25 protein-coding genes are annotated in these 26,752 nt (G+C 60.3%); 12 read left to right on the top strand and 13 right to left on the bottom strand.

What is annotated here, in order from left to right; translation table 11 throughout:
* Position 1 precedes the first annotated feature (1 nt).
* Both glyS and glyQ read right to left on the bottom strand, forming a co-directional pair.
* Complete coding sequence (glyS, locus tag ACZ9BB_RS23820) at positions 2 to 2,056, bottom strand: glycine--tRNA ligase subunit beta (RefSeq protein WP_476216754.1); 2,055 nt, start codon at positions 2,054 to 2,056, stop codon at positions 2 to 4.
* Positions 2,053 to 3,006: a glycine--tRNA ligase subunit alpha gene (gene glyQ, locus ACZ9BB_RS23815; RefSeq protein WP_003213601.1), complete on the bottom strand. Its 954-nt coding sequence runs from the start codon at positions 3,004 to 3,006 to the stop codon at positions 2,053 to 2,055. Before glyQ ends, glyS begins: the two co-directional genes overlap by 4 nt.
* Before the next feature lie 81 nt (positions 3,007 to 3,087).
* On the opposite strand from glyQ, the gene tag reads away from it, so the two are divergent.
* On the top strand, positions 3,088 to 3,645 hold the full coding sequence (tag, locus tag ACZ9BB_RS23810) for a DNA-3-methyladenine glycosylase I (RefSeq protein WP_476216748.1): 558 nt from the start codon (positions 3,088 to 3,090) through the stop codon (positions 3,643 to 3,645).
* Positions 3,646 to 3,685: 40 nt separating this feature from the next.
* Positions 3,686 to 4,573, top strand: coding sequence for a lysophospholipid acyltransferase (locus ACZ9BB_RS23805; protein ID WP_476216746.1), 888 nt, complete (start codon positions 3,686 to 3,688; stop codon positions 4,571 to 4,573).
* A gap of 60 nt (positions 4,574 to 4,633) precedes the next feature.
* On the opposite strand, the gene ACZ9BB_RS23800 is transcribed toward ACZ9BB_RS23805, so the two are convergent.
* From ACZ9BB_RS23800 to def, 5 genes are all read right to left on the bottom strand, one after another.
* Positions 4,634 to 4,948, bottom strand: a complete 315-nt coding sequence (locus ACZ9BB_RS23800; RefSeq protein ID WP_018927310.1) for a tetratricopeptide repeat protein — start codon at positions 4,946 to 4,948, stop codon at positions 4,634 to 4,636.
* Positions 4,949 to 5,079: 131 nt separating this feature from the next.
* Positions 5,080 to 6,453, bottom strand: a complete 1,374-nt coding sequence (gene trkA / locus ACZ9BB_RS23795; protein WP_476216744.1) for a Trk system potassium transporter TrkA — start codon at positions 6,451 to 6,453, stop codon at positions 5,080 to 5,082.
* A gap of 22 nt (positions 6,454 to 6,475) precedes the next feature.
* Positions 6,476 to 7,786: a 16S rRNA (cytosine(967)-C(5))-methyltransferase RsmB gene (gene rsmB, locus ACZ9BB_RS23790; protein WP_476216742.1), complete on the bottom strand. Its 1,311-nt coding sequence runs from the start codon at positions 7,784 to 7,786 to the stop codon at positions 6,476 to 6,478.
* A complete protein-coding gene (gene fmt, locus ACZ9BB_RS23785; protein ID WP_476216740.1) occupies positions 7,783 to 8,742 on the bottom strand; it encodes a methionyl-tRNA formyltransferase in 960 nt (319 codons plus the stop codon). Before fmt ends, rsmB begins: the two co-directional genes overlap by 4 nt.
* Positions 8,743 to 8,812: 70 nt before the next feature.
* On the bottom strand, positions 8,813 to 9,319 hold the full coding sequence (gene def, locus ACZ9BB_RS23780) for a peptide deformylase (protein ID WP_007941507.1): 507 nt from the start codon (positions 9,317 to 9,319) through the stop codon (positions 8,813 to 8,815).
* 169 nt (positions 9,320 to 9,488) lie between these two features.
* Here def and ACZ9BB_RS23775 point away from each other — a divergent pair, with 169 nt between their 5' ends.
* The 3 genes from ACZ9BB_RS23775 to tsaC all read left to right on the top strand — a co-directional run bounded on the left by ACZ9BB_RS23775 (position 9,489) and on the right by tsaC (position 12,308).
* The gene (locus tag ACZ9BB_RS23775) at positions 9,489 to 10,514 is read left to right on the top strand and encodes a LysM peptidoglycan-binding domain-containing protein (RefSeq protein ID WP_476216737.1); all 1,026 of its coding nucleotides are present in this window, start codon (positions 9,489 to 9,491) and stop codon (positions 10,512 to 10,514) included.
* Positions 10,515 to 10,595: 81 nt separating this feature from the next.
* Positions 10,596 to 11,696 carry a DNA-processing protein DprA gene (gene dprA, locus ACZ9BB_RS23770; RefSeq protein WP_476216735.1) on the top strand — a complete coding sequence of 367 codons (1,101 nt, stop codon included), beginning with the start codon at positions 10,596 to 10,598 and terminating at the stop codon, positions 11,694 to 11,696.
* Positions 11,697 to 11,750: 54 nt separating this feature from the next.
* Positions 11,751 to 12,308, top strand: a complete 558-nt coding sequence (gene tsaC / locus ACZ9BB_RS23765) for an L-threonylcarbamoyladenylate synthase type 1 TsaC (protein ID WP_476216734.1) — start codon at positions 11,751 to 11,753, stop codon at positions 12,306 to 12,308.
* A gap of 112 nt (positions 12,309 to 12,420) precedes the next feature.
* On the opposite strand, the gene ACZ9BB_RS23760 is transcribed toward tsaC, so the two are convergent.
* Positions 12,421 to 13,398, bottom strand: coding sequence for an NADPH:quinone reductase (locus tag ACZ9BB_RS23760; protein WP_476216732.1), 978 nt, complete (start codon positions 13,396 to 13,398; stop codon positions 12,421 to 12,423).
* Between the two features lie 173 nt (positions 13,399 to 13,571).
* Between ACZ9BB_RS23760 and hemF the strand changes: the two genes are divergently transcribed.
* Positions 13,572 to 14,486 carry an oxygen-dependent coproporphyrinogen oxidase gene (hemF, locus tag ACZ9BB_RS23755; protein WP_476216730.1) on the top strand — a complete coding sequence of 305 codons (915 nt, stop codon included), beginning with the start codon at positions 13,572 to 13,574 and terminating at the stop codon, positions 14,484 to 14,486.
* A gap of 13 nt (positions 14,487 to 14,499) precedes the next feature.
* Positions 14,500 to 15,321: a shikimate dehydrogenase gene (gene aroE, locus ACZ9BB_RS23750; RefSeq protein WP_476216728.1), complete on the top strand. Its 822-nt coding sequence runs from the start codon at positions 14,500 to 14,502 to the stop codon at positions 15,319 to 15,321.
* A 127-nt stretch (positions 15,322 to 15,448) separates the two neighbouring features.
* On the opposite strand, the gene ACZ9BB_RS23745 is transcribed toward aroE, so the two are convergent.
* The 3 genes from ACZ9BB_RS23745 to betC form a co-directional block, all read right to left on the bottom strand.
* Complete coding sequence (locus tag ACZ9BB_RS23745; protein ID WP_476216726.1) at positions 15,449 to 17,017, bottom strand: SulP family inorganic anion transporter; 1,569 nt, start codon at positions 17,015 to 17,017, stop codon at positions 15,449 to 15,451.
* Between the two features lie 201 nt (positions 17,018 to 17,218).
* Positions 17,219 to 18,139: a choline ABC transporter substrate-binding protein gene (gene choX / locus ACZ9BB_RS23740; protein ID WP_476216724.1), complete on the bottom strand. Its 921-nt coding sequence runs from the start codon at positions 18,137 to 18,139 to the stop codon at positions 17,219 to 17,221.
* A gap of 16 nt (positions 18,140 to 18,155) precedes the next feature.
* Complete coding sequence (betC, locus tag ACZ9BB_RS23735; RefSeq protein WP_476216722.1) at positions 18,156 to 19,670, bottom strand: choline-sulfatase; 1,515 nt, start codon at positions 19,668 to 19,670, stop codon at positions 18,156 to 18,158.
* 114 nt (positions 19,671 to 19,784) lie between these two features.
* Between betC and ACZ9BB_RS23730 the strand changes: the two genes are divergently transcribed.
* On the top strand, positions 19,785 to 20,735 hold the full coding sequence (locus ACZ9BB_RS23730) for a choline sulfate utilization transcriptional regulator (RefSeq protein ID WP_476216720.1): 951 nt from the start codon (positions 19,785 to 19,787) through the stop codon (positions 20,733 to 20,735).
* On the opposite strand, the gene ACZ9BB_RS23725 is transcribed toward ACZ9BB_RS23730, so the two are convergent.
* Complete coding sequence (locus ACZ9BB_RS23725) at positions 20,732 to 21,394, bottom strand: NAD(P)-dependent oxidoreductase (protein ID WP_476216718.1); 663 nt, start codon at positions 21,392 to 21,394, stop codon at positions 20,732 to 20,734. The two genes, ACZ9BB_RS23730 and ACZ9BB_RS23725, sit on opposite strands and share 4 nt — an antisense overlap.
* 87 nt (positions 21,395 to 21,481) lie before the next feature.
* Between ACZ9BB_RS23725 and ACZ9BB_RS23720 the strand changes: the two genes are divergently transcribed.
* Positions 21,482 to 21,808: a DOPA 4,5-dioxygenase family protein gene (locus ACZ9BB_RS23720; RefSeq protein ID WP_476216717.1), complete on the top strand. Its 327-nt coding sequence runs from the start codon at positions 21,482 to 21,484 to the stop codon at positions 21,806 to 21,808.
* Here the strand turns inward: ACZ9BB_RS23720 and ACZ9BB_RS23715 are convergent, their stop codons facing one another.
* Complete coding sequence (locus ACZ9BB_RS23715) at positions 21,809 to 22,210, bottom strand: GFA family protein (RefSeq protein WP_476216715.1); 402 nt, start codon at positions 22,208 to 22,210, stop codon at positions 21,809 to 21,811.
* Between the two features lie 318 nt (positions 22,211 to 22,528).
* Between ACZ9BB_RS23715 and ACZ9BB_RS23710 the strand changes: the two genes are divergently transcribed.
* The 3 genes from ACZ9BB_RS23710 to ACZ9BB_RS23700 all read left to right on the top strand — a co-directional run bounded on the left by ACZ9BB_RS23710 (position 22,529) and on the right by ACZ9BB_RS23700 (position 26,752).
* Positions 22,529 to 23,836, top strand: a complete 1,308-nt coding sequence (locus ACZ9BB_RS23710) for a CitMHS family transporter (RefSeq protein ID WP_476216713.1) — start codon at positions 22,529 to 22,531, stop codon at positions 23,834 to 23,836.
* A gap of 85 nt (positions 23,837 to 23,921) precedes the next feature.
* Positions 23,922 to 24,689, top strand: a complete 768-nt coding sequence (locus ACZ9BB_RS23705) for a TerC family protein (RefSeq protein ID WP_476216711.1) — start codon at positions 23,922 to 23,924, stop codon at positions 24,687 to 24,689.
* A 404-nt stretch (positions 24,690 to 25,093) separates the two neighbouring features.
* Positions 25,094 to 26,752 carry a Na/Pi cotransporter family protein gene (locus tag ACZ9BB_RS23700; protein WP_476216709.1) on the top strand — a complete coding sequence of 553 codons (1,659 nt, stop codon included), beginning with the start codon at positions 25,094 to 25,096 and terminating at the stop codon, positions 26,750 to 26,752.

Here is a 26,752-nt window from a genome sequence, read left to right as displayed (position 1 = left end):
CTTACCCCAGCAACGAAATGTCGGCGACGCCGAGGAACAAGCCACGCAGACGCGCCAGCAGCGCATAGCGGTTGGCTCGCACCTTGGCGTCTTCGGCGTTGACCATCACGGCTTCGAAGAATGCATCCACTGGCTCGCGCAATGCGGCCAGACGCGCCAGCGACTCGCTGTACTGACGAGCAGCGGCCATTGGTTGCACCGCTTGGTCCGCCTGCTGGATCGCCGAATACAGCGAGAACTCGTTGGCATTGTCGAAGTACTTAGCTTCAACGACCGTCGGCACGGAGCCTTCGACCTTGCTCAACAGGTTCGAAACACGCTTGTTCACGGCGGCCAGGGCAGCGGCTTCGGGCAATTTGCGGAACGCTTCTACCGCTTGTACGCGTTGGTCGAAGTCCAGGGCCGAACCCGGCTTCAGGGCACGTACCGACAGGTAAGTCGCAACGTCGACGCCTTCGTCTTCGTAACGGGCGCGCAGACGATCGAAGATGAACTCCAGCACGGCATCGTTAAGGCCAGCAGCCTTGATCTTGGCACCGAACGCATTCACGGCGAAGGCCACTGCGTCGTTCAGGTCGAGGTCGAGCTTCTTGTCGATCAGGATCCGCAACACACCCAGCGCAGCACGGCGCAGGGCATACGGGTCTTTGCTGCCGGTAGGCAACATGCCGATACCGAAAATGCCGACCAGTGTGTCGAGTTTGTCGGCGATGGCCACGGCCGCACCGGTCAGGGTAGTCGGCAGTTCAGCGCCGGCACCGCGAGGCATGTATTGCTCGTTCAGCGCCAGGGCGACATCTTCCGGCTCGCCATCGTTGAGGGCGTAGTAGTAACCGGCGACACCTTGCATCTCCGGGAACTCACCGACCATCTCGGTCGCCAGGTCGCACTTGGACAGCAGGCCGGCACGCGCCGCCCAGGAAGCGTTGCCGCCGATGCGGGCGGCAATGTAGGCCGCCAGTTTCGACACGCGCTCGGCCTTGTCGTAGACGCTGCCGAGTTTTTCCTGGAACACCACGTTCTGCAGACGCAGATTGAAGTCTTCAAGTTTTTGCTTCTTGTCTTGCTTGAAGAAGAACTCGGCGTCGGTCAGGCGCGGGCGAACCACTTTCTCGTTACCGGCGATGATCTGCTGCGGGTCTTTGCTTTCGATGTTGGCCACGGTAATGAAACGTGGCAGCAACTTGCCGTCGGCATCCAGCAGGCAGAAGTACTTCTGGTTGTCCTGCATGGTGGTGATCAGCGCTTCTTGCGGTACGTCGAGGAAGCGTTCTTCGAACGAGCACACCAGCGGCACCGGCCATTCAACCAGCGCGGTCACTTCGTCGAGCAAGGCTGGAGGAACGATAGCCGTACCTTCCTGCATTGTCGCCAGTTCTTCGGTGCGCTTGCTGATCAGCTCGCGACGCTCATTGGCATCGGCCAGCACATAAGCAGCACGCAGATCGTTCAGGTAGTTGGCCGGCGAGGTGATTCGCACGCTTTCCGGATGGTGGAAGCGGTGACCACGGGAATCGCGGCCGGCCTTCTGGGCGAGGATGGTGCAGTCGATGACGTGGTCACCGAGCAGCATCACCAACCATTGGGTCGGACGAACGAATTCTTCCTTGCGAGCACCCCAGCGCATGCGCTTGGGGATAGGCAGGTCATTCAGGGAGTCTTCGACGATGGTCGGCATCAGGCTCGCGGTCGGCTTGCCGGCGATGCTCTGGCTGTAGCGCAGTTTCGGACCGCTCTGATCGATTTCGCTCAGCTCGACGCCGCACTTCTTGGCGAAGCCCAGGGCCGCTTGAGTCGGGTTGCCTTCGGCATCGAACGCGGCCTGACGTGGCGGGCCGTCGAGGTTGATGCTGCGATCCGGCTGCTGGGTTGCGAGCGCGGTGATCAGCACGGCCAGACGACGTGGCGCGGCGTAGACGGTTTTGGTTTCGTAGTTCAGGCCAGCGGCTTGCAGGCCTTTGTCGATACCGGCCAGAAACGCTTCGGCCAGGGTATTCAGGGCTTTGGGTGGCAGTTCTTCGGTGCCCAGTTCAACCAGAAAATCTTGAGCACTCATTGTGCAGCCTCCAGCTTGGCCAGTACTTCATCACGCAGGTCCGGGGTCGCCATCGGGAAGCCCAGCTTGGCGCGAGCCAGCAGGTAGGCTTGCGCAACGGAACGCGCCAGGGTGCGTACACGCAGGATGTATTGCTGACGCGCGGTCACCGAAATCGCCCGGCGCGCATCCAGCAGGTTGAAGGTGTGGGACGCCTTCAACACCATTTCGTAGCTCGGCAGCGGCAACGGCTGGTCGAGTTCGATCAGGCGCTTGGCTTCGCTTTCATAGAAGTCGAACAACTCGAACAGCTTCTCGACGTTGGCGTGTTCGAAGTTGTAGGTCGACTGCTCCACTTCGTTCTGGTGGAACACGTCGCCATAGGTGACTTTGCCGAACGGACCGTCAGCCCAGACCAGGTCGTAGACCGAGTCCACGCCTTGCAGGTACATGGCCAGACGCTCCAGACCGTAAGTGATCTCGCCGGTCACCGGATAGCACTCGATGCCGCCCGCTTGCTGGAAGTAAGTGAACTGCGTCACTTCCATGCCGTTGAGCCAGACTTCCCAGCCCAGACCCCAGGCGCCCAGCGTTGGCGACTCCCAGTTGTCTTCGACGAAACGGATGTCGTGCACCAGCGGGTCGAGGCCCACGTGCTTGAGGGAACCCAGGTACAGTTCCTGGAAGTTGTCCGGGTTCGGCTTCAGCACCACCTGGAACTGATAGTAGTGCTGCAGACGGTTCGGGTTTTCACCGTAGCGGCCGTCAGTCGGGCGACGACTGGGCTGCACATAAGCGGCGTTCCAGGTTTCCGGGCCAATGGCGCGCAGGAACGTGGCAGTGTGGAAAGTGCCGGCGCCTACTTCCATATCGTAGGGCTGAAGTACCACACAACCTTGCTCGGCCCAGTATTGCTGGAGGGCGAGGATCAAGTCTTGGAAGGTACGCACGGCTGGCGTAGGCTGGCTCACGAAATTCACCTGTTTCTTGGGCTGCGATTTAAAGAGCGGGAGTATACCCGATTCGGTCCTGCGCACGCCCCCTGGAGCCTTATGCCACGCTGCTTTTGGTGTACCGAAGATCCGCTGTACATGGCTTATCACGATCAGGAGTGGGGCGCGCCGCTACGCAATGCGCAGGGATTGTTCGAGTTGCTTTTGCTCGAAGGGTTCCAGGCCGGGCTTTCCTGGATCACCGTGTTGCGCAAACGTGAGCGTTATCGCGAGGTGCTGTTCGGTTTCGACGTACAGCGCGTGGCGCAGATGAGCGACGCGGAAATCGATGAATTGATGCTCGATCCGGGGATCATCCGCAATCGTCTCAAACTCAACGCAGCCCGGCGCAATGCCCAGGCCTGGCTGGAGCTGGAGGATCCGGTGGCGTTTCTCTGGTCGTTCGTCGGCGGCACGCCGGTGATCAATCATTTCAAGGATCGCAGTGAAGTCCCGGCGGTGACACCGGCCGCCATCGAGATGAGCAAAGGCCTGAAAAAAGCCGGCTTCACGTTCGTCGGTCCGACCATTTGTTACGCGCTGATGCAGGCTTCAGGCATGGTCATGGACCACACCCGCGATTGCGATCGCTACGCCATGTTGGCGAACGGCGGTTAGAATAGCCGCCTCGCGCACAGCACAAGATCAGGAGTGACCTGTGGATAAGTTGAAAGGCGCCTTGCTGGTAGGCGCTCTGCGGCTGTTTGCCCTGCTGCCATGGCGGGCAGTTCAGGCGGTGGGTTCGGCGATTGGCTGGATCATGTGGAAAACCCCCAACCGCTCCCGCGAAGTGGTGCGGATCAATCTTTCCAAGTGCTTCCCGCAGATGGACCCGGCCGAACGAGAACGTCTGGTGGGCCAGAGCCTGAAAGACATCGGCAAGTCGCTGACCGAAAGCGCCTGCGCGTGGATCTGGCCGGCACAGCGCTCGATCGATCTGGTGCGCGAAGTCGAAGGTCTCGATGTATTAAAGGACGCGCTTGCCTCCGGCAAAGGTGTCGTTGGCATCACCAGCCACCTGGGCAACTGGGAAGTGTTGAACCACTTTTATTGCAGCCAGTGCAAACCGATCATTTTCTATCGTCCGCCCAAGCTCAAGGCGGTGGATGAGTTGCTGCGCAAGCAGCGGGTGCAATTGGGTAACCGGGTGGCCGCTTCCACCAAGGAAGGCATCCTCAGCGTTATCAAGGAAGTGCGCAAAGGTGGTGCGGTGGGCATTCCGGCTGACCCGGAACCGGCCGAATCCGCCGGGATCTTCGTTCCGTTCTTCGCCACTCAGGCGCTGACCAGCAAATTCGTACCGAACATGCTCGCCGGCGGCAAAGCGGTCGGCGTGTTCCTGCATGCCCTGCGGCTGCCGGATGGTTCGGGTTACAAAGTGATCCTCGAAGCCGCGCCCGAGGCCATGTACAGCACCGATACCGAAACGTCCTGCGCGGCCATGAGCCAGGTGGTCGAGCGCTACGTGCGGGCTTATCCGAGCCAGTACATGTGGAGCATGAAGCGCTTCAAGAAGCGTCCGCCGGGTGAAGAACGCTGGTATTGAGGTTGCTGTGGATAACTCCGCAGGCTGCGATCTATTGATCTTGGCCTGCGTTACCGCTGATCAGTGCGCCTGTCGCTCAAGCTTTTTCAGAAACACCGTCATCTCCTTCTCCGCCTGCTTGTCGCCATGGGCGCGGGCAGCTTCCAGACCCTGCTCCCAGGCCTGTCGCGCCGCCGCGTAATCCGCCAGCGCCAGATGGGCCTTGCCCAAGAGCTTCCAGGCTGCCGAATACTTCGGATCGAACTCGACGCAGCGCTGGAAATGCTCTGCGGCCTTGGCGTTTTCCCCAAGATCCAGATAACCCTTGCCCAGGCCGAAGCGCAGCAATGAGTTATCCACACCCTTGGCGAGCATTTTTTCCAGGGATTCGATCATCGGTGCTTCCTCAGTCAGTGATCGTTCCCGCGCTCCGCGTGGGAATACAGCCCGGGACGCTCTGCGTCCCATTCAAAGCCGAACGCGGAGCGTCCGTTGAGGCGTTCCCACGCAGAGCGCGGGAACGATCATCAGAAGAAGCTCAACCCCACATGGAACAGCTTCTCCACGTCCCGAATATGCTTCTTATCCACAAGGAACAGAATCACATGGTCGCCGGTTTCGATCACGGTGTCGTCGTGGGCGATGATCACTTCTTCGTCGCGGATGATCGCGCCGATGGTGGTGCCCGGTGGCAGGCCGATGTTTTCGATGGCCTTGCCGATCACCTTGCTCGACTTCGCATCGCCGTGGGCAATCGCCTCGATGGCTTCCGCCGCGCCCCTGCGCAGTGAGTGCACGCTGACAATGTCCCCGCGCCGGACGTGGGCCAGCAAGGTGCCGATGGTCGCCAGTTGCGGACTGATGGCGATGTCGATGTCGCCGCCCTGGATCAGGTCGACGTAGGCCGGGTTGTTGATGATCGTCATCACCTTCTTCGCGCCCAGGCGCTTGGCCAGCAGCGAAGACATGATATTGGCTTCATCATCGTTGGTCAGGGCCAGGAAAATATCGGCGTCGGCGATGTTCTCTTCCAGCAGCAGATCCCGGTCCGAAGCGCTGCCCTGCAACACCACGGTGCTGTCGAGGTTGTCTGAGAGGTAGCGGCAGCGGGCCGGGTTCATTTCGATGATCTTCACCTGATAACGGCTTTCGATGGCCTCGGCCAGACGTTCACCGATCTGCCCGCCCCCTGCGATGACGATGCGTTTGTAGCTTTCATCGAGACGGCGCATTTCGCTCATCACCGCACGAATGTTCGCTTTGGCGGCGATGAAAAACACTTCGTCATCGGCCTCGATCACCGTATCGCCCTGGGGCAGGATCGGCCGGTCACGCCGGAAAATCGCCGCGACGCGGGTTTCGACATTCGGCATGTGCTCACGCAACTGGCGCAATTGCTGGCCCACCAGTGGACCGCCGTAATACGCCCGCACCGCCACCAGTTGCGCCTTACCCTCGGCGAAGTCGATCACCTGCAACGCGCCTGGGTACTGGATCAGGCGCTTGATGTAATTGGTGACCACTTGTTCCGGACTGATCAGCACGTCGACCGGGATCGCTTCGTTATCGAACAGTTCGGCGCGGGTCAGGTACGCAGCTTCGCGGACCCGGGCGATCTTGGTTGGCGTGTGGAACAGAGTGTGGGCGACCTGACAGGCCACCATGTTGGTTTCGTCACTGTTGGTCACGGCCACCAGCATGTCGGCGTCGTCCGCGCCGGCCTGGCGCAGTATGGTCGGCAGCGAGCCGCGGCCCTGTACGGTGCGGATGTCCAGTCGATCGCCGAGGTCACGCAGGCGTTCGCCATCGGTGTCGACCACCGTGATGTCGTTGGCTTCGCTGGCCAAGTGTTCTGCCAGCGAACCGCCAACCTGCCCCGCGCCGAGGATGATGATTTTCATCCAGTCACTCCCTTAAACCCGGTTAACCGCGCGCGGCGGCAATCTTGATCAGCTTGGCGTAGTAGAAGCCATCGTGGCCGCCTTCCTGGGCCAGCAATTGGCGACCATGGGGCTGTTTGATGCCGGCCGTCGTGGCGAGATCCAGTTCACGGGCACCCGGTGTGCGGGCGAGGAACGCTTCAATGACTTCGGTGTTTTCGGTTGGCAGCGTGGAACAGGTGGCGTAAAGCAGAATGCCGCCCACCTCCAAAGTTATCCACATGGCGTCGAGCAACTCGCCCTGAAGCACCGCCAGTGCGGCGATGTCGTCCGGTTGGCGGGTCAGTTTGATATCCGGGTGACGGCGGATCACGCCAGTGGCCGAGCATGGCGCGTCCAGCAGAATGCGCTGAAACGGCTTGCCGTCCCACCAGGTAGCGGTGTCACGGCCATCGGCGGCGATCAGTTCGGCGCTCAGGCCCAGGCGTTCGAGGTTTTCCCGCACCCGCACCAGACGCTTGGCTTCCAGGTCCACGGCCACCACGCCGGCCAGTTTGGGTTCGGCCTCGAGGATATGGCAGGTTTTGCCGCCCGGTGCGCAGCAGGCGTCCAGCACCCGTTGGCCTGGCGCCAGGTCCAGCAGATCGGCAGCCAGTTGCGCGGCTTCGTCCTGCACGCTGATCCAGCCTTCGGCAAAACCCGGCAGGCTGCGCACGTCGGCAGCGGCGTCAAGGATGATGCCGTCCTGGCTGTAAACGCAGGGCTTGGCGGCCACGCCGGCGTTGCTCAGCAAGGCGAGATAAGCATCGCGCGTGTGATGACGACGGTTGACCCGCAGAATCATCGGCGGGTGCGCGTTATTCGCCGCGCAGATGGCTTCCCATTGCTCAGGCCAGAAGGCTTTGAGGGATTTTTGCAGCCAGCGCGGATGGGCGGTGCGCACCACCGGGTCACGCTCCAGCTCGGCCAGCAGCGCTTCGCTTTCCCGTTGGGCGCGGCGCAGCACGGCGTTGAGCAAGGCTTTGGCCCACGGTTTTTTCAGTTTGTCGGCGCAACCGACGGTTTCGCCGATGGCGGCGTGAGCCGGGACGCGGGTATAGAGCAGTTGATAAAGACCGACCAGCAACAGCGCCTCGACATCGGCATCAGCGGCCTTGAACGGCTTTTGCAGCAATTTGGCCGCCAGCGCCGATAAACGCGGTTGCCAGCGAGCCGTGCCGAATGCCAGGTCCTGGGTGAAGCCGCGATCACGGTCTTCAACCTTGTCCATTTGTGTCGGCAGAGAACTGTTGAGTGAGGCTTTTCCGTTAAGAACTGCAGCCAGTGCCTTGGCGGCGGCCAGACGTGGATTCATTGAGCGTCCGCCGTTTGACCGAGGACGGTGCTGACGGCGAATTTCTCACGACGGCTGTTGAACAAGTCGCTGAAGTTCAGCGCTTTGCCGCCGGGTAGTTGCAAACGGGTCAGGCACAGCGCCTGTTCACCGCAGGCGACGATCAAGCCGTCCTTGCTGGCGCCAAGGATTTCCCCTGGTGCGCCCTTCCCTTCAGCCAGATTTGCAGCCAACACTTTCAGCGCTTCGCCGTTCAGCGTGCTGTGGCAGATCGGCCACGGATTGAAGGCGCGAACCAGACGTTCCAGCTCAATGGCTGGGCGGTTCCAGTCGATGCGCGCTTCATCCTTGTTCAATTTGTGTGCATAAGTGGCGAGGCTGTCGTCCTGCATTTCGCCTTGCAGAGTGCCCGCAGCCAGCCCGGCAATCGCCTGAACCACGGCCGGTGGGCCCATTTCTGCGAGGCGATCGTGGAGGCTGCCGCCGGTGTCTTCGGCACTGATCGGCGTGGTGACTTTGAGCAGCATCGGCCCGGTATCGAGGCCGGCTTCCATGCGCATCACGGTCACGCCGCTTTCGCTGTCGCCCGCTTCGACGGCACGCTGGATCGGCGCCGCACCACGCCAGCGTGGCAGCAAGGAGGCGTGGCTGTTGATGCAACCCAGGCGCGGAATATCCAGCACCACTTGCGGCAGGATCAGCCCGTAGGCGACCACCACCATCAAATCGGGTTTGAGCGCAGCCAATTGCGCCTGAGCGTCTTCGTTGCGCAGTGTTGGCGGTTGCAACACCTGGATGTTGTGTTCCAGAGCCAGCTGCTTGACCGGGCTCGGCATCAGCTTTTGCCCACGACCTGCCGGACGGTCCGGTTGGGTGTAAACGGCGACGATCTCGTAAGGGCTGTCGAGCAGGGCCTTGAGGTGTTCGGCGGCGAATTCCGGGGTGCCGGCAAAGACGATGCGCAATGGCTCAGTCATGGAAGCTCTCAATTGCAAAGTATCTTGAAAAGAAAAAGGCTTGCCGCAGCAAGCCTTTGAAAGAAGGGCATCAAGCGTTCTGGCGATGGAGCTTTTCCAGTTTCTTCTTGATCCGGTCGCGTTTGAGCGTGGACAGGTAATCGACGAACAACTTGCCGTTGAGGTGGTCGCATTCATGCTGGATGCACACGGCGAGCAGGCCTTCGGCGATCAGTTCGTATGGCTGGCCGTCGCGGTCCAGGGCCTTGATCTTGACCTTTTGCGGGCGATCGACGTTTTCGTAGAAGCCCGGCACCGAGAGGCAGCCTTCCTGGTACTGGCCCATTTCGTCGGTCAGAGTTTCGAACTCGGGGTTGATGAACACCCGCGGTTCGCTGCGGTCTTCGGAGAGGTCCATCACGACGATACGTTTGTGCACGTTGACCTGGGTAGCGGCGAGGCCGATGCCTGGCGCTTCATACATTGTTTCAAACATGTCATCGACCAACTGACGCACTTCGTCGTCCACTACAGCCACTGGTTTGGCGATAGTGCGCAGGCGCGAGTCAGGAAATTCGAGGATGTCTAAAATGGCCATAAGCTTAATTGCTGCACGTGTGAGGTAAAGTCGGGTCGATGGCCTGGCGAGTCCGAAGATGCAGGCTACCGTTGTGAACGTAGCTTCCGGCTTTTCAATAATGAGCCGGAGGCGAGCCACGAGGGCTCTGGCGTTTCACGCGAACGTACATAATAAAGGGATTCACCGCATGAGGAAATCACTACTCGCCTTGCTCCTTCTGGCCTCGGCCGGTTTTGCGCACGGGCAAGTGCAACTCAGGGAAGGTTTTCCACAGCAATACACCGTGGTGGCAGGGGACACACTCTGGGACATTTCCGCCAAATACCTGCGTGAACCGTGGGAGTGGCCGCAGCTTTGGCAGGCCAATCCACAGATCGAAAACCCCAATCTCATCTACCCCGGCGATACGCTATCACTGGTCTACGTCAACGGTCAGCCACGCCTGACCCTCAATCGTGGCGCTTCCCGGGGCACCATCAAGCTTTCGCCACGAGTGCGCAGTTCGCCGGTGGCCGATGCCATTCCGAGCATCCCACTGAAGTCGATCAACAGCTTTCTGCTGAGCAATCGCATCGTCGACAAGGCCGAGGATTTCGACAAGGCGCCCTACATCGTCGCCGGCGATGCCGAACGGGTACTCAGTGGCACCGGTGATCGAATATTCGCGCGTGGCCATTTCGACCCGGCACAACCGGTCTACGGCATCTTCCGCCAGGGCAAGGTCTACACCGACCCGCAGAGCAAGGAGTTTCTGGGGATCAACGCCGATGACATCGGCGGCGGCGAGATCATCGCCACTGAAGGTGATGTCGCCACTCTGGCCCTGCAGCGCACCACTCAGGAAGTGCGACTCGGCGACCGGCTGTTCAGTGGTGAGGAACGCTCGATCAATTCGACCTTCATGCCCAGTGCACCAACAACCGACATCAACGGCTTGATCATCGATGTGCCACGCGGGGTCACCCAGATCGGCGCGCTGGACGTCGTCACACTGAACAAGGGGCAGCGCGATGGCCTGGCCGAGGGCAATGTGCTGGTGGTGATGAAAACCGGTGAAACCGTGCGTGACCGGATCACCGGTCAGCCACTGAAAATCCCCGATGAGCGGGCCGGGTTGCTGATGGTATTCCGCACTTACGACAAGCTCAGCTACGGGCTGGTCCTTAACGCATCGCGCTCCTTGGCGGTAATGGACAAGGTGCGAAATCCTTAAGCGTGCTCCACAAGTTACCAACAGAGTTATCCACAGCTTATTCCCGATTCGACGGGACCCTATAACGATCAAGGATGATCCATGTCGCTGTCTGCCTGTATGTCCATTTCCCCCGCGGAACTGGAAGCCCGTTTACGCCTGCACCGTTTACCCGAACTTGGCCCTGCACGTTTCAAAAAGTTGCTTGAGGCCTTCGGCTCTGCCTCCAAAGCCATCAGCGCACCGGCCAGCGCCTGGCGCGCGTTGGGGTTGCCCCTCGCTTGCGCGCAGGCCCGGCGCTCCAGTGAAATTCGTGAAGGCGCCGGCCACGCATTGGCCTGGCTAGAGCGTCAGGGTCAGCATTTACTGATGTGGGACCAACCTGACTACCCCGCGCTGTTGGCGCAAATCAGTGATGCACCGCCGCTGTTATTCGTTGCGGGCGATCCGGGCATTCTGGAAAAACCGCAGTTGGCGATGGTTGGCAGCCGTCGTGCTTCGCGACCGGGCATGGACACCGCCACCGCGTTTTCCCGCAGTCTGGCCGGCGCCGGTTTTGTCATCACCAGCGGTCTGGCCCTGGGTATCGATGCCGCCGCGCATCAGGCGGCTCTGGACGTTGGCGGGCAAACGGTGGGCGTGCTGGGCACCGGGCTGGAAAATTTTTATCCACAGCGCAATCGACGGCTGGCAGATGCGATGATCGGTTCGGGAAGCGCGGTACTTTCGGAGTTTCCGCTGGACGCCGGCCCTTCTCCCGGCAATTTCCCTCGGCGCAATCGAATCATCAGCGGTTTGTCGCTCGGCGTGCTGGTGGTCGAGGCAAGTGTTGCCAGTGGTTCGTTGATCACCGCGAGGCTGGCGGCGGAACAGGGACGCGAGGTGTATGCGATTCCAGGGTCGATCCATCACCCTGGCGCAAAGGGTTGTCATCAACTGATCCGCGACGGTGCGGTACTGGTGGAAACCATCGAGCATATCCTTGAGGCCTTGCGCGGCTGGCAACGGTTGCCGTTATCCACAGAAACGCCGACGGAATCTCATCCGCTGCTCATGTTGCTCCACGCGGCGCCCCACACCAGTGAAGCCTTGGCGGTCACCAGTGGCTGGGCGTTGTCGAAAGTGCTGGCAGCGCTGACGGAACTGGAAATGGACGGCCGGGCAGTCTGCGAAAGCGGCCGATGGTTTGCGCGGGTAAACTAGGTTTTATAAGCAAGATCGGTAAACTGCGCAGAGCCTTATTCCGGAGAGTTTTTCATGGTTAACAGTTGGCGTGTGCAGCAAGCCGCACGAGAAATTCGCGCCGGGGCGGTCATTGCCTACCCAACGGAAGCTGTCTGGGGCTTGGGTTGCGATCCTTGGAACGAGGAGGCGGTGGATCGTCTGCTGATGATCAAGGGCCGGTCTGTGGATAAAGGCCTGATTCTGGTGGCCGACAACATTCGCCAGTTCGACTTCCTCTTCGAAGACTTCCCTGAGTTGTGGATGGACCGCATGGCCAGCACTTGGCCGGGCCCCAACACCTGGCTGGTGCCGCATCAGAATCTGTTGCCCCAGTGGATTACCGGTGTGCATGAAACAGTGGCGTTGCGGGTTAGCGATCACCCACAGGTGCGGGATTTGTGTGCGTTGGTCGGGCCATTGGTTTCGACCTCGGCCAACCCTCAGGGGCGGCCGGCGGCGCGGACGCGGATTCGCGTGGAGCAGTATTTCCGTGGGCAGGTTGATCTGGTGCTGGGTGGCAATCTGGGCGGGCGCAAGAATCCGAGCGTGATTCGCGATCTGGCCACCGGCCACGTTGTGCGCCCGGATTAAGACCGCGTCATCGTTCATCGCGGGCAAGCCTCGCTCCCACAGCTGCGAGTCGTATACGAATAATGTGCACGACCGAAATCCTGTGGGAGCGGGCTTGCCCGCGATGGCGTCCTCAAGGCAATAGAATCGTCGAGCCAGTCGTACGCCGCGCCGACAATTCGGTCTGTGCCTTCGCAGCCTCAGCCAGTGGATACCGCTGGCTGATGTCCACCGTAAGCTTGCCGCTGATGATCATCTCGAACAGCTCATCAGCCATGCGTTGCAGGTTTTCAGCATTGTTGGCGTAGGTCGCCAGAGTCGGCCGGGTCACGTACAGCGATCCCTTAGCCGCCAGAATCCCCAGATTCACTCCGTCTACCGCGCCCGAAGCATTACCGAAACTCACTACCAGCCCTCGAGGCGCAACGCTGTCGAGCGACGTTAGCCAGGTATCTTTGCCTACACCGTCGTACACCACCGGGACTTTTTTACCGTCAGTCAATTCCAGCACACGTTGTGCGACGTTTTCATGGCTGTAATCGATGGTCGCCCAGGCACCATTGGCTTTCGCCAGGGCGGCTTTCTCTGGTGAGCTGACCGTGCCGATCAGCTTCACACCCAGGGCCTTGGCCCATTGGCAGGCCAGGGAGCCGACGCCGCCAGCCGCGGCGTGGAACAGGATGGTCTCGCCACCCTTGAGTTCATATGTCTGACGCAGCAGGTACTGCACGGTCAGGCCTTTGAGCATCACGCCGGCGGCCTGTTCGAAGCTGATGGCGTCCGGCAGGTGCACCAGGTTGGCTTCCGGCAAGACATGCACGTCGCTGTAGGCGCCCAACGGGCCACTGCCATAAGCCACGCGATCGCCAATTTTGAAGCGGGTGACTTCGCTGCCGACTGCTTCGACCACACCCGCGCCTTCAGCGCCCAGGCCTGATGGCAGGGTGGGTGGCGCATAAAGGCCACTGCGGTAATAGGTGTCGATGAAGTTCAGGCCGATGGCCTTGTTGGTCACGCGCACCTGTTGCGGGCCGGGCTCGGTGGGTTGGTAATCCACGTATTCGAGCACTTCGGGGCCGCCATGGGCGCGGAACTGGATACGCTTTGCCATCTGCACTCTCCTTAGGTCTTGGCTTCTAGAGTTGTAGCGCCAAGCGCCCTATCGAACTCCCAAGCTTGACCTTCGTCAACTGCGACGGCACAAGGTGCAGTGTTATCCTACGCAGCAATTTGCCGCCGGCCTGTATCAGCGCCGCGTAGCTTTGCCCGATTCAAGGTGATGCCATGACTACCCGCACCGAAGCCGTAAAAGCCTACCTGCTCGACCTGCAAGACCGCATTTGCGCTGCCCTGGAAGCGGAAGACGGCGGCGCGCATTTCGTCGAAGACGCCTGGACCCGCCCTGCCGGCGGTGGCGGTCGCACCCGGGTGATCGAAAACGGCGCGGTCATCGAAAAGGGCGGCGTTAACTTTTCCCACGTCTTTGGCAGTGGACTCCCACCCTCCGCCAGCGCTCATCGGCCAGAATTGGCCGGCCGACGCTTCGAAGCCTTGGGTGTGTCGTTGGTGATTCACCCGCACAACCCCCATGTACCGACGTCTCACGCCAACGTGCGCTTTTTCATCGCTGAAAAAGAAGGTGAAGAGCCGGTCTGGTGGTTCGGTGGCGGCTTCGACCTGACCCCTTATTACGGAAATGAAGAAGACTGCGTGCACTGGCACCGCGTCGCCGAACAGGCCTGCGCGCCGTTCGGCCCGGACGTCTATCCACGTTACAAGGCCTGGTGCGACAGTTATTTCCACATCAAGCATCGCCATGAGCCGCGTGGCATTGGCGGTCTGTTTTTCGATGACTTGAACGAGTGGGACTTCGACACCAGCTTCGCCTTCATGCGCGCCATCGGCGATGCGTTCATCGACGCATACCTGCCGATCGTGCAGCGCCGCAAGAATGATGCGTTCACGGCCAAACAGCGTGAGTTCCAGGAGTTTCGCCGTGGCCGTTACGTCGAGTTCAACCTGGTCTATGATCGCGGCACGCTGTTCGGCCTGCAATCGGGCGGGCGTACCGAATCGATTCTGATGTCATTGCCGCCGCAAGTGCGCTGGGCCTACGACTGGAAGCCCGAACCGGGCAGTGAAGAAGCGCGCCTGACCGATTACTTCCTGCAAGACCGCGATTGGTTGGCCAAGGGCTGAATGAGGAATTCTGATGGACCGTTATGTCGTATTCGGTAACCCGATCGGCCACAGCAAGTCGCCGCTGATCCACCGTTTGTTCGCCGAGCAGACGGGGCAAAAACTGGACTACAGCACCTTGCTGGCGCCCCTCGACGATTTTTCCGGCTGTGCCCAGGCATTTTTCCGCGAAGGGCGTGGGGCGAATGTGACGGTGCCGTTCAAGGAAGACGCCTATCGCCTGGCGAACAGCTTGACTAAGCGGGCGCAGCGGGCTGGCGCGGTGAATACCCTGAGCAAACTGGCCGATGGCAGCCTGCTGGGCGACAACACCGATGGCGCCGGGCTGGTGCGGGACCTGACGGTCAATGCCGGTTTCAGTCTCAAGGGCAAACGCATCCTGCTACTGGGTGCGGGCGGCGCGGTGCGCGGTGCGCTGGAGCCGTTGCTGGCGGAGCAACCGGCATCAGTGATCATCGCTAACCGCACGGTGGAAAAAGCCGAGTTGCTGGCGCAATTGTTCTCTGATCTGGGGCCGGTGTCCGCCAGTGGTTTTGACTGGTTGCGCGAACCGGTGGACCTGATCATAAACGCCACGTCCGCCAGTCTGTCAGGCGATGTACCGCCAATTGCCAGCAGTTTGATCGAACCGGGCAAGACGGTTTGCTACGACATGATGTACGGCAAGGACCCGACCTCGTTCTGCCGCTGGGCCAGCGAGCACGGCGCGGCGGTGGCGATGGATGGCCTGGGAATGTTGGCCGAGCAGGCGGCGGAAGCTTTCTACCTGTGGCGTGGTGTGCGGCCGGATACCGCGCCAGTGCTGGCCGAACTCCGACGGCAATTGGCCGCTTAGTTCTCTGTGGCGAGGGAGCTTGCTCCCGTTGGGTTGCGAAGCGACCCTAAAATCTGCGGGCGCTTCGCACCCGAACGGGGGCAAGCCCCCTCGCCACAGGTCGGTGTTTATTTCAGGGTTGGGTATTTCAATCTTCGAATCGGATCGGGCATTTCTCCGCCCCTTCCAGCTTCCTCAACTCCTCCACCACCTGCGGCCGTGCCCGCCGCAGAGTCAGGCTGCGATCCTGACGCAGCAGGCGCCGCGCTTCCTGGTGCAGCATTTCCACGCCCGAGTAGTCGATAAAGTTGATCTGCTGCGCCTCAATCACCACTCGCGCGCCGTGCATTCGTTGCAGGCGTACTTGCAGGTAATGGCTGGCGCCGAAAAAGATCGAGCCACCGACCCTCAGAATGTCTTCGTCGCCATCACGCCAGTGCTGCACCCGTGGCTGCGAGGTGCGTTTGAGGTAGAAGAACAACGACGCCAGCACCCCGGCGTAGATCGCCGTTTGCAATTCCAGCAACAGCGTGGCGACACAGGTCAGCACCATGACCAAAAACTCGGCGCGGCTGACCCGCAGCAAGGCGCGAATGCCGCGATGGTCCACCAGTCCCCAGGCGATCAACAAAATGCTCCCGGCCATGGCCGGGATTGGGATGTGCGCAATCAACACTGCCCCGAAGATCGCGAACAGCGCCACCCACAACGCCGAAAAAACCCCGGCCAGCGGAGAGCAGGCACCGGCGTCGTAACTCAGCGCCGAGCGGGTGAAGGAACCGGCTGACAATGAGCCGGAAAAAAACGCACCGACCATGTTCGAGAAGCCCTGGGCGCGGACTTCTTGATTGGCGTCGAGTAACTGTTGCGAGCGAGCCGACAAGGAGCGGGCAATCGACAGGCTCGTCACCAGCCCGAGCATACCGACCGCCACCGCGCTGGGCAGCAGGCGCAATACCAGGTCCAGATCCAGCGGCAGCGGGCTGAAGGGCGGCAGCCGCCCGACAAAGGCGCTGACCAACTGCACATGGCCGAACATGGCAGGCCACAACCACACCAGCAAGCCGCTCAGGGCCAAAGCGATCAATAGCGTCGGCCAGCGCGGCACCAGCAGTTTCAGTACGACGCCCACCCCGACCGTGGCCAGGCCCAGCAGCAGCGAGGGTTTGTCCACTTCGCTGAGATGACTGAACAGCAGCACCAGGCTATTCAGCGCCGTGGCCTGGTTGGGCACATCCAGCCCCAGCAGATTTGGCAGTTGCCCGATGGCAATCACCACCGCCGCGCCAAGGGTGAAGCCCAGCACCACTGAGTGAGAGACAAAATTCACCAAGGCGCCGAAACGCAGCAGACCCAGCAACCACTGGAAAATACCCGCCAAGAGTGTCAGAAGCAGGATCAGCGTGACGTAGTCTTGCGACGCTGGCACGGCCAGAGGACTGACGCTGGCGTACAAGACGATGGAAATGGCCGCTGTAGGACCGCAGATCAAATGCCACGACGAACCCCAGAGGCAGGCGATCAGTACCGGGATGATTGCCGCGTACAAGCCGTATTCCGGAGGGAGACCGGCGATCAGCGCGTAGGCAATGGATTGTGGTAACGCGAGAATCGCGCCGCTCAGGCCGACGATCAGGTCACGACCAACGCTGGCACGGGTTTGTCGGGGCAACCAGGTCAGGAAGGGAAAGAGTGAATGGCGGCTGGGGAAGGCCATGGGTCCTCTCGGTACGGGGTAAATCGTAAGGGTAAAGCATTGGCTCGTTGTGGGCAGATCATTGTGGCGAGGGAGCTTGCTCCCGCCCGGTTGCGCAGCAGCCGCAAATCCGGACAACTCGGTGAGACAGATAAACCGTGTTGCCGAAATGGGAGCGCTACGCACTCCAGCGGGAGCAAGCTCCCTCGCCACAGGTAACTATTACAACTTGGCTTTCACTGCCGGCAACGCATCCTTTCCGTCCACGGTCTTCACGCCCTCCAGCCATTTATCCAGCATCGCCGGGTTGGCCTTGATCCACGCCTTGGCCGCCTCGGCGTTGCTGACTTTCTTGTTCACCACCTCAGCCATAATGCTGTTCTCCATTTCCTGGGTAAAACTCAGGTTGGTGAGCAACTTGCCGACGTTCGGGCAGGCCTGTGCATAACCTTTGCGGGTCAGTGTATAAACGCTGCCGGTGTCGCCGAAGTACTTCTCGCCGCCCTTCAGGTAATGCATTTTCAGCTGCACGTTCATTGGGTGTGGCGTCCAGCCGAGGAAGGTCACGAACTTCTGTTTCTTCACCGCGCGGGACACTTCGGCCAGCATTGCCTGCTCGCTGGATTCGATCAGTTTCCACTGGCCCATGTCGAAGTCGTTCTTCTTGATGATCTCTTGCAGTGAAATGTTCGCCGGGGCGCCGGAGCCGATGCCATAGATCTTCTTGTCAAACTTGTCGGCGAACTTGTTCAAGTCATTAAAGTTATGCACACCCGCGTCCCAAACGTAATCCGGAACCGCCAGCGTGAACTCAGTGCCATCAAGGTTCTTCGCCAGTTGCGTAACGTCGCCGTTGGCCACGAACTTGTCGTAGAAGCCTTGCTGCGCCGGCATCCAGTTACCCAAAAACACGTCCACCTGGCCATCCTTCAGGCCGCCAAAGGTGATCGGCACCGCCAGCGTGTCGACCTTGGCTTTGTAGCCCATGCCGTCCAGCAGAAACCCGGTGATGGCGTTGGTGGCGGCGATGTCGCTCCAGCCAGGGTCGGCCATCTTCACTGTCTCGCAGCTCTGCTCGGCATAGGCCGAGGCGCTGCCCAGAGCCAGAAGCCCGACCGTCAGTACTGTGGATAACTTTTGCATGGACTTCCCCTTAACATTATTGGTTTTGGCAGGGTTGTGGATAACGTGCTTTGCGCTCCAGATCGTCGAGGTCGATGTGGTTGCGCATGTACTGCTGACTGGCGTCCACCAGCGGCTGGTGATCCCAGCTCTTCAGCTTGCCGATGGTCAGGGCGTCGGCGACGAAACGCCGGCGTCGCTGACTGGCGAGCACCTGTTGGTGGATCGCCGGGATATCCCATTTGGCCCGTGCTTCGGCAAGAAAATCCTCGAACAGCTGACGATGTTGCGGCGAATGGCTGAGTTCTTCTTGTTCATGCGGGTCGTTGTGTACGTCGAAGAGTAGGCAAGGGTCGTCTTCGCTGTAGATGAATTTGTAGGCGCCGCGCCGAATCATCATCAATGGGCTGATGGTGCCTTCGGCCATGTATTCGCCGAATACCTCGTCGTGACCGCCCTGCCCTTGCAGGTGTGAAACCAGCGAGCGGCCGTCCAGCGGCAGACCCGGTTCCAGTGAGCCGCCGGCCAATTCCACAAAGGTCGGCAGCAGGTCGGCGGTGGATACCGCCGCGCTGACCCGTCCAGCGCCGAATTGCCCGGGTGCACTGATCAGCAGTGGCACGCGCGCGGCCATTTCGTACCAGTGCATTTTGTACCAGAGGCCGCGCTCGCCGAGCATGTCGCCGTGGTCACCGGAGAACACGATGATCGTGTCTTCGATCAGCCCGGTTTCCTCGAGTGTTTGCAGGAGTTTGCCGACGTTATTGTCGATATAGCTGCACGCCCCGAAATACGCGCGGCGTGCGTCGCGAATTTTATCCACAGGCAGCGGCTTGTCCCACAGGTCATAGACCTTGAGCAAACGCTGGGAGTGAGGATCGAGTCCGGTTTGGGCCGGGGTTTCCGGTAAAGGGATGTCGGCGTCGTCGTACAGATCCCAAAAAGCTTTGGGAATCGTGTACGGATCGTGTGGGTGAGTCATCGACACGGTCAGGCAGAACGGCTGATCGCCCTCCTCGCGGATATGATCGAACAGGTATTGCTGGGCCTTGAATACCACCTCTTCGTCGAAATCCAGCTGATTGGTGCGCACGCATGGCCCGGATTGCAGCACCGAAGACATGTTGTGGTACCAGCTCGGACGCACGTCCGGTTCATCCCAGTTCACCGCCCAACCGTAGTCGGCTGGATAGATGTCGCTGGTCAGGCGTTCTTCGTAGCCGTGCAACTGGTCCGGACCGCAGAAATGCATCTTGCCCGACAGCGCGGTGCGGTAACCGAGGCGTCGCAGGTAATGGGCATAGGTCGGAACGTCGGCAGGGAAATCGGCCGCGTTGTCGTAGGCGCCAATCTTGCTCGGCAACTGACCGCTGACCAGGGTGAAACGTGACGGCGCGCAGAGCGGGCTATTGCAGTACGCGGCGTCGAACACCACGCCTTGGGCGGCGAGGCGGCTCAGATTCGGCAGTTTGATGGGCGAAGGGCCGTAGAACGGCAACATTGGCGCGGCCATTTGATCGGCCATGATGAAAAGAATATTTTTGCGCTTCATGTGATCGCGGCATTCCATAGTGGATATTTATGCGAGAGTGCTGTGATCGAGCATGGAACCCATTACCTTTGTGGTAAAGCCCATGCCAGGCAATGACTAGGATAAGCACAGCTTATGTATGACTCCCTCGGTGATTTGTCTCTGGACCTGCTGCGTGCCTTTGAAGCCGCGGCCCGGCAACGCAGCTTCACCGCCGCCGCGGTGGAGCTCGGCACCACGCAACCGGCCATCAGCCAGCAGATCAAACGATTGGAAGAACAGCTCGCTACGCGGTTGTTCGACCGCATTTATCGCGGTATCGAACTGACCGAGGCCGGAACCATTCTCTTTGAGCAAGTTCAGCTCGGTTTACAGAACATCGAAGCAGGATTGAGCGCGATCAGCGCACAGCAACAACACGAAGTGTTGCAAGTGGCCACCGATTTTGCTTTCGCCGCGTATTGGCTGATGCCGCGCCTGCACCGCTTCCATAGCGCCAATCCTCAAGTGGACGTCAGCCTGGTTACCAGCGAGCGCAGCCACAACATGCTGCGCACCGACATTGATGTTGCCGTGCTGTTCGGCGATGGTCGGTTCAAACAGGGAGAAAGCCATTGGCTGTTCAGCGAAGAGGTGTTTCCGGTGTGCAGCCCGCTGCTATTGAAGGACCGTGCCCTGCCCTTGCCGGCCCAGTCATTGCTGGAGTTTCCACTGCTGCACCTGCGAGGCGAACACAGCAGCAACTGGTTCGACTGGAGCGGCGTGTTTCGCGAACTGGGGATCACATCGGCCCCGGCCCCGGGGCAATTGCGCTTCGACAATTACACCTTGCTGATTCAGGCGGCGATTGGCGGCCAGGGCGTTGCGATCGGTTGGCGGCACCTTGTGGATAACTTATTGGCGCAAGGCCTGCTGTGTCGCCCGATTGCCGACACGGTGATTTCCAGACTGGGTTATTACGTGGTCCTGCCCCAACGCAAACGGCGTGGGGCCTTGATTCAAAAATTTGTGGATTGGTTGATGGCGGAACAAGCCAGCAGTGCGCAATCGCTCAATGGTCTCGCGTTGCCATCCATAGCGATTTAGCTATCGGTCGCGACGAAGTTCACATGCTCGCCGACGTGCAGGTTGAAGTGCAGTTCGTCGGCAATTCCCACGGCGACTCGGTTCAGCCTTTCCAGCGGTTTGGCCAGGCCGGGCTCCAGGCTCGAGCTGACATGACTGAAATGCTCAAGGGTCAGGCCGGGCACGCCCCGTGGTGCGTTCACCATGGTCCAATGCAATGTGCTGCTTTGCAAAGCCTCGCGAATTTCTTCGGCGGCGTAGCGTTGTAACGGGTCTTCTATTTCCGGATCGTCCAGCACCTCGAAATCACCCACCACAAACAGCCGGGTGATGCCTGCGGCCTGCATGCCGTCGATCAGTGCATCCACCGCCAGCACCTGCTCGACCGGACCGGGCACAATGGATTTTTCGATGTGTTCGCTGTTCATCGGCAACCCCGGCGCATCCAGCAGGCAGATCACCGCCGAACCGCCGGCCACGCTCTGCTTGACTCGCTGGGCATCGAACAGGTCGCCGGCCTTGGTGCGTAATCCGGGCCGTGGCGCCAGCGCGGTCAGGTCATCGAGAATCGCGATCACTTCATGCTGGCGCCGCAGCATTTCAGCCATCAGCGCACTGCCCAGGCTACTCATGGCACCATAAAGCACCACCTTCACCACTGGGGTTTCGGCATTTTTCATGGATGTGCTCCGTACTTGCTGCCTATATAGCGTGTGACCTGCGGGAAGCGGGGTGGGTTCGACAAGTAGTTTTAGAGGGGGTTTGAGATGCAGCAGATCAAGGGTTACCACGCCCATGTCTACTTCGATGCCAGCACCCTGCCACAGGCTCGGGCCTTGTGTGAGCAGGCAGCGCAATTGTTTCCACTGAAGATGGGGCGCGTGCACGAACGCCCGGTCGGCCCGCACCCGGACTGGAGCTGCCAGTTGGCTTTCGAGCCGCAGTACCTTGGCGCGGTGTTGCCGTGGCTGGCGCTCAACCGCAAGGGGCTGGTGGTGTTCCTGCACCCGGACACGGGCGACGATTTTCTCGACCACACCGAACACGCGATCTGGATGGGCGCGATCCGGCCGCTGAACCTGTCTGTTTTCTGATCAGAGTTGTTCTTCGGCCTCGCCCGGCAGGTGTTCGTCCAGATGCAACCAGGGTAATCGACTGTCCGTCCAGATATGCCGCTCGGCCGGAGCCTGCTCGGGATGGTCGAGGGTTGCGATGGTCACATCGATGCTCTCGGGGCTGAGCTTCGTCACCAGGGCCAGTTGTGCCCCACAGTTAGGGCAGAAATATCGCGCGCAGGTAGACGAAGATTCGTACCGGGACGGCGTACCCGCCACCCATGCGAATGCCGAGGCGGGTACGGTGATCCAGGTGGTCACGATCCCGCCGCTGACCCGGCGGCAAATCGAGCAATGGCAGTGAGCGATGTCGTGCAGCGGGCCGCTGAATTGATAGCGAATTTGTCCGCAGTGGCAGCCGCCGGTGTGAAGTTCGCCCATGTTTTTCCTCCTGACCCAGTGTTTACGGGCTGTAAGGCCAGCCGACGACCGGTTGTACATTCGGTCAATGCTTTCACCGGCGAAAGCTGGCTGAAAGCTTCCCCCATTAGGATCGCCCCACTGCCGGCAATAGACCGGTTGGCCAACGCGAGTGTTTTATCGCCCGCCCGGCCCATTTAACAACAACAATGGTGATTCTGATGTCCACTCCTACCCGCCTCGTCGCTGTAACTCCGCCCGTACGTCTCGTGCTTCCCGTTCTGCGCTGACCCTACCGGTTCGCCCATTCCCTAGCTGCGCTACGCCTGGAGTATTCCTATGCTGACTTTCCTTGGCTTCGCCATGGTCATCACGTTCATGTTCCTGATCATGACCAAGCGCCTGTCCGCGCTGATCGCACTGATCATTATTCCGATCGTCTTCGCCTTGTTCGGTGGTTTCTCGCCGAAGATCGGTCCGATGATGCTTGAAGGCATCACCAAGCTCGCGCCGACCGGCGTGATGCTGATGTTCGCCATTCTCTACTTCGCCCTGATGATCGATTCCGGCTTGTTCGACCCGGCCGTGCGCAAGATCCTCAAACTGGTCAAGGGCGACCCGCTGAAAGTTTCGGTCGGCACCGCCGTACTGGCGCTGATTGTGTCCATGGACGGTGATGGCGCCACCACTTACATGATCTGCGTAGCCGCCATGCTGCCGCTCTACAGCCGCATCGGCATGAGCCCGCGGATCATGGCTGGTCTGATCATCCTCGCCGGTGGCGTGATGAACATGACGCCATGGGGCGGTCCGACCGCTCGTGCGGCCAGTGCGCTGCATGTGGACCCGTCGGCGATCTTCGTACCCATGATCCCGGCAATGCTGGCCGGCGTGGTGGCGATTCTGGCGATTGCCTACTTCTACGGTAAACGCGAGCGTGCGCGTCTGGGTGAACTGCATCTGGTCGGTGATGAAATCGACCACAGCGAAATCAGCGTCTCGCAGTTCCCGGATGCCCGTCGTCCGAAGTTGATCTGGTTCAACGGCGCTTTGACCCTGGGCCTGATGGGCGCCCTGATCGCGGGCCTGTTGCCGCTGCCAGTGTTGTTCATGGTGGCGTTCAGTATCGCGATGATCGTCAACTACCCGTGCCTGCAACAGCAGAAAGACCGCGTTGCGGCTCACGCCGGTAGCGTGCTGGCGGTGGTCGGGTTGATCTTTGCCGCGGGTATCTTCACCGGTATCCTGTCGGGCACCGGCATGGTCGACGCCATGTCCAAGAGCCTGCTGGCGGTCATCCCGGATTTCCTCGGCCCATACCTGGCCGTGATCACCGCGCTGGTGAGCATGCCGTTCACGTTCTTCATGTCGAACGACGCATTTTATTACGGCGTGTTACCAGTGCTTGCCGAAGCCGCCAGTCACTACGGTATAACCGCAGTAGAAATGGCACGTGCCTCGATCGTCGGTCAGCCCGTCCACTTGCTGAGCCCACTGGTACCATCGACTTATCTGTTGGTGGCCCTGGCCGGTATCGAATTCGGTGACCACCAGCGGTTCACCCTGAAGTGGGCAGTGCTGGTTTGCCTGTGCATACTGGTCGCTGCATTGCTGATGGGGATTTTTCCGCTGTTCAGCACTCTATAAGCCCAAGACTCACCATGACGGGTCCAGGCTTTGTTGTTTGAAGCCTGGGCCCTTCGTGGTTTAACACGCCCTCAAAGGAATACACATGGAATGGCTGACCAACCCTGAAATCTGGGTTGCCTTCTTCACCCTGACTGCCCTGGAGATCGTCCTGGGCATCGACAACATCATCATGATCTCGATCCTGGTCAGCCGCATGCCCAAGCACATGCAGGCGCGCACCCGGATTTTCGGCCTGGCGCTGGCCATGGTTACGCGGATCCTGTTGCTGCTGTCGATCACCTGGGTCATGCGCCTCACCGCGGACCTGTTCGAAGTGTTCGGCCAGGGTATTTCCGGGCGTGACCTGATCCTGTTCTTCGGTGGTCTGTTCCTGCTGTGGAAGAGCTCGCAAGAGATGTACCACGCGCTGGAAGGCGAAGATGAAGGCGGCGACGAACCTGCGGGCAAGGGCGGTAATTTCCTGTACACCATCATCCAGATCGCGATCATCGACATCGTGTTCTCGCTGGACTCGGTGATCACGGCGGTGGGCATGGTTTCCCACGTACCGGTGATGGTCGCGGCGATCATCGTTGCTGTGCTGGTGATGATGTGGGCTTCTGGCACCATCAGTGAATTCATCGACAAGCACCCGTCGCTGAAGATGCTGGCACTGTCGTTCCTGCTGCTGGTCGGTACCGTACTGATTGCCGAATCGTTCGATGTGCATTTGCCAAAAGGCTACGTCTACTTCGCCATGGCATTCTCGCTGGCGGTGGAAGCGATCAACATCAAGATGCGCACCGCAATGATGAAAAAGAGAAAACAGCAGGAGCCGGTAAAACTGCGCAAGGACGTTCCGGGGCAGTAATCGGTCCAAATGGGACCTCTGTGGCGAGGGAGCTTGCTCCCGCTGGGCTGCGAAGCGGCCCTGAAACCGGTCACCGCGATTAGGCAGTAAACCGCGTATGCCTTATTGCGGCTGCTTCGCAACCGAACGGGAGCAAGCTCCCTCGCCACAAGAACAAAGGGCCTAACGGCCCTTTGTTCGTTTCTGCAGCAAATTGTTTTCATGACAGTTTTATTTCAATCGCTTCTTTAGCTATGCGATGCTGGCGTCCAGACCGTTAGCCAACTACAGCTTAGGGGGCGGTCTCAATTAATTTCCCGGCGCGGCAGGGAAATTAATTGAGACCGCCCCCTAGTACAGAACGTAGAAAAACGCGCGGCACCGTCAACTTGCCCCACTGGGGCGCTACCACCACAGGGGGCCTCATGCTCACCCTGCTCAATTTGTTATCGGCCGTGGCCTTGTTGATCTGGGGCACGCACATCGTTCGAACCGGCATCCTGCGGGTCTATGGTTCCAACCTGCGTCACGTGATTGCACAGAACATGTCCAGGCGCTGGCTGGCGTTTGTCGCCGGGATCATGGTGACCGCCATGGTTCAGAGCAGCAATGCCACCGCCATGCTGGTCACCTCGTTTGTCGGTCAGGGCCTGATGGCGCTGACCCCGGCCCTGGCGACCATGCTCGGCGCCGACGTCGGTACCGCACTGATGGCGCGGGTACTGACCCTCGACCTGTCGTGGCTGTCGCCGCTGCTGATTTTCCTCGGGGTGATTTTCTTCCTGTCGCGCAAGCAGACAAGGCTCGGGCAAATGGGCCGGGTCAGTATTGGTCTGGGGTTGATCATTCTGGCGCTGCAACTGATCGTCGAGGCCGCCGCGCCGATCACGCATGCTCAGGGGGTGAAGGTCATTTTTGCTTCTCTGACCGGCGACATCCTGCTCGATGCGTTGGTCGGTGCGCTGTTCGCGATGATTTCCTACTCCAGCCTGGCCGCCGTCCTGCTGACCGCGACCCTCGCCGGCGCCAGCGTGATCAGTCTGCCGGTGGCCATCGGCCTGGTGATCGGCGCCAACATCGGCAGCGGCATTCTCGCTTTCCTCAGCACCAGCATGCAGAACGCCGCTGGCCGTCAGGTGGCGCTGGGCAGCCTGTTGTACAAACTGATTGGTCTGCTGCTGATCATTCCGGTGCTCGATCCACTGGTGCACTGGATCGACAGCTTCGACTTCAGCGCTCAGGAAATGGTCATCGGCTTCCACCTGCTCTACAACACCACGCGTTGCCTGATCCTGCTGCCCAGCGTCGGGCCGATGGCCAGGCTCTGTGCGTGGCTGCTGCCGGAGCGGCCGGACATCAACGGCACGGCCAAACCGCGGCATCTTGACCCGACGGCATTGGTCACCCCGAGCCTGGCGCTGGCCAATGCCGCCCGGGAAACCCTGCGCATCGGCGATCTGGTCGACAGCATGCTCGAAGCCATGCTCGCCGTATTGCGCGGCAAACAGACCGCCGTTACCCAGGAAATCCGTCGCCTGAGCGATGATGTCGAAGCGCTCTACAGCGCGATCAAACTCTATCTGGCGCAAATGCCCCGGGAAGACCTCAGCGAACAGGATAGCCAGCGTTGGGCGGAAACCATCGAGCTGGCGATCAACCTGAAACTGGCCAGCGACGTGATCGAGCGCATGCTGCGCAAGGTTCAGCAGCAGAAAACCTCGCAGCGCCGGTCGTTTTCCGAGGTCGGTCTGGAGGAGTTGGCGGGGCTGCATAGCCAACTGATTGCCAACTTGCGTCTGGGATTGTCGGTGTTCCTCAGTTCCGACCCGGAAAGTGCTCGCCAGTTACTGCGGGAGAAACGTCGCTTTCGCGCACAGGAGCGCCGCCTGGCCCACGCTCATGTCAGTCGTTTGCACCGTAAGATTGTGCAAAGCATCGAGACCAGTTCGCTGCATCTGGAGTTGATCGCTGACATGAGGCGCCTCAATTCGCTGTTTTGCAGCAGCGCCTATGCGGTATTGGGTACTGCGGACACTGGCGCTCTGGCGGTCGACGATATGGCTGACATCACTCATTCACCCTGA

It is taken from the genome of Pseudomonas sp. TE3552, from assembly GCF_056278945.1.
The sequence above is the reverse complement of the archived record's forward strand: the minus strand, read 5'-3'. Positions and strand labels throughout refer to the sequence as shown.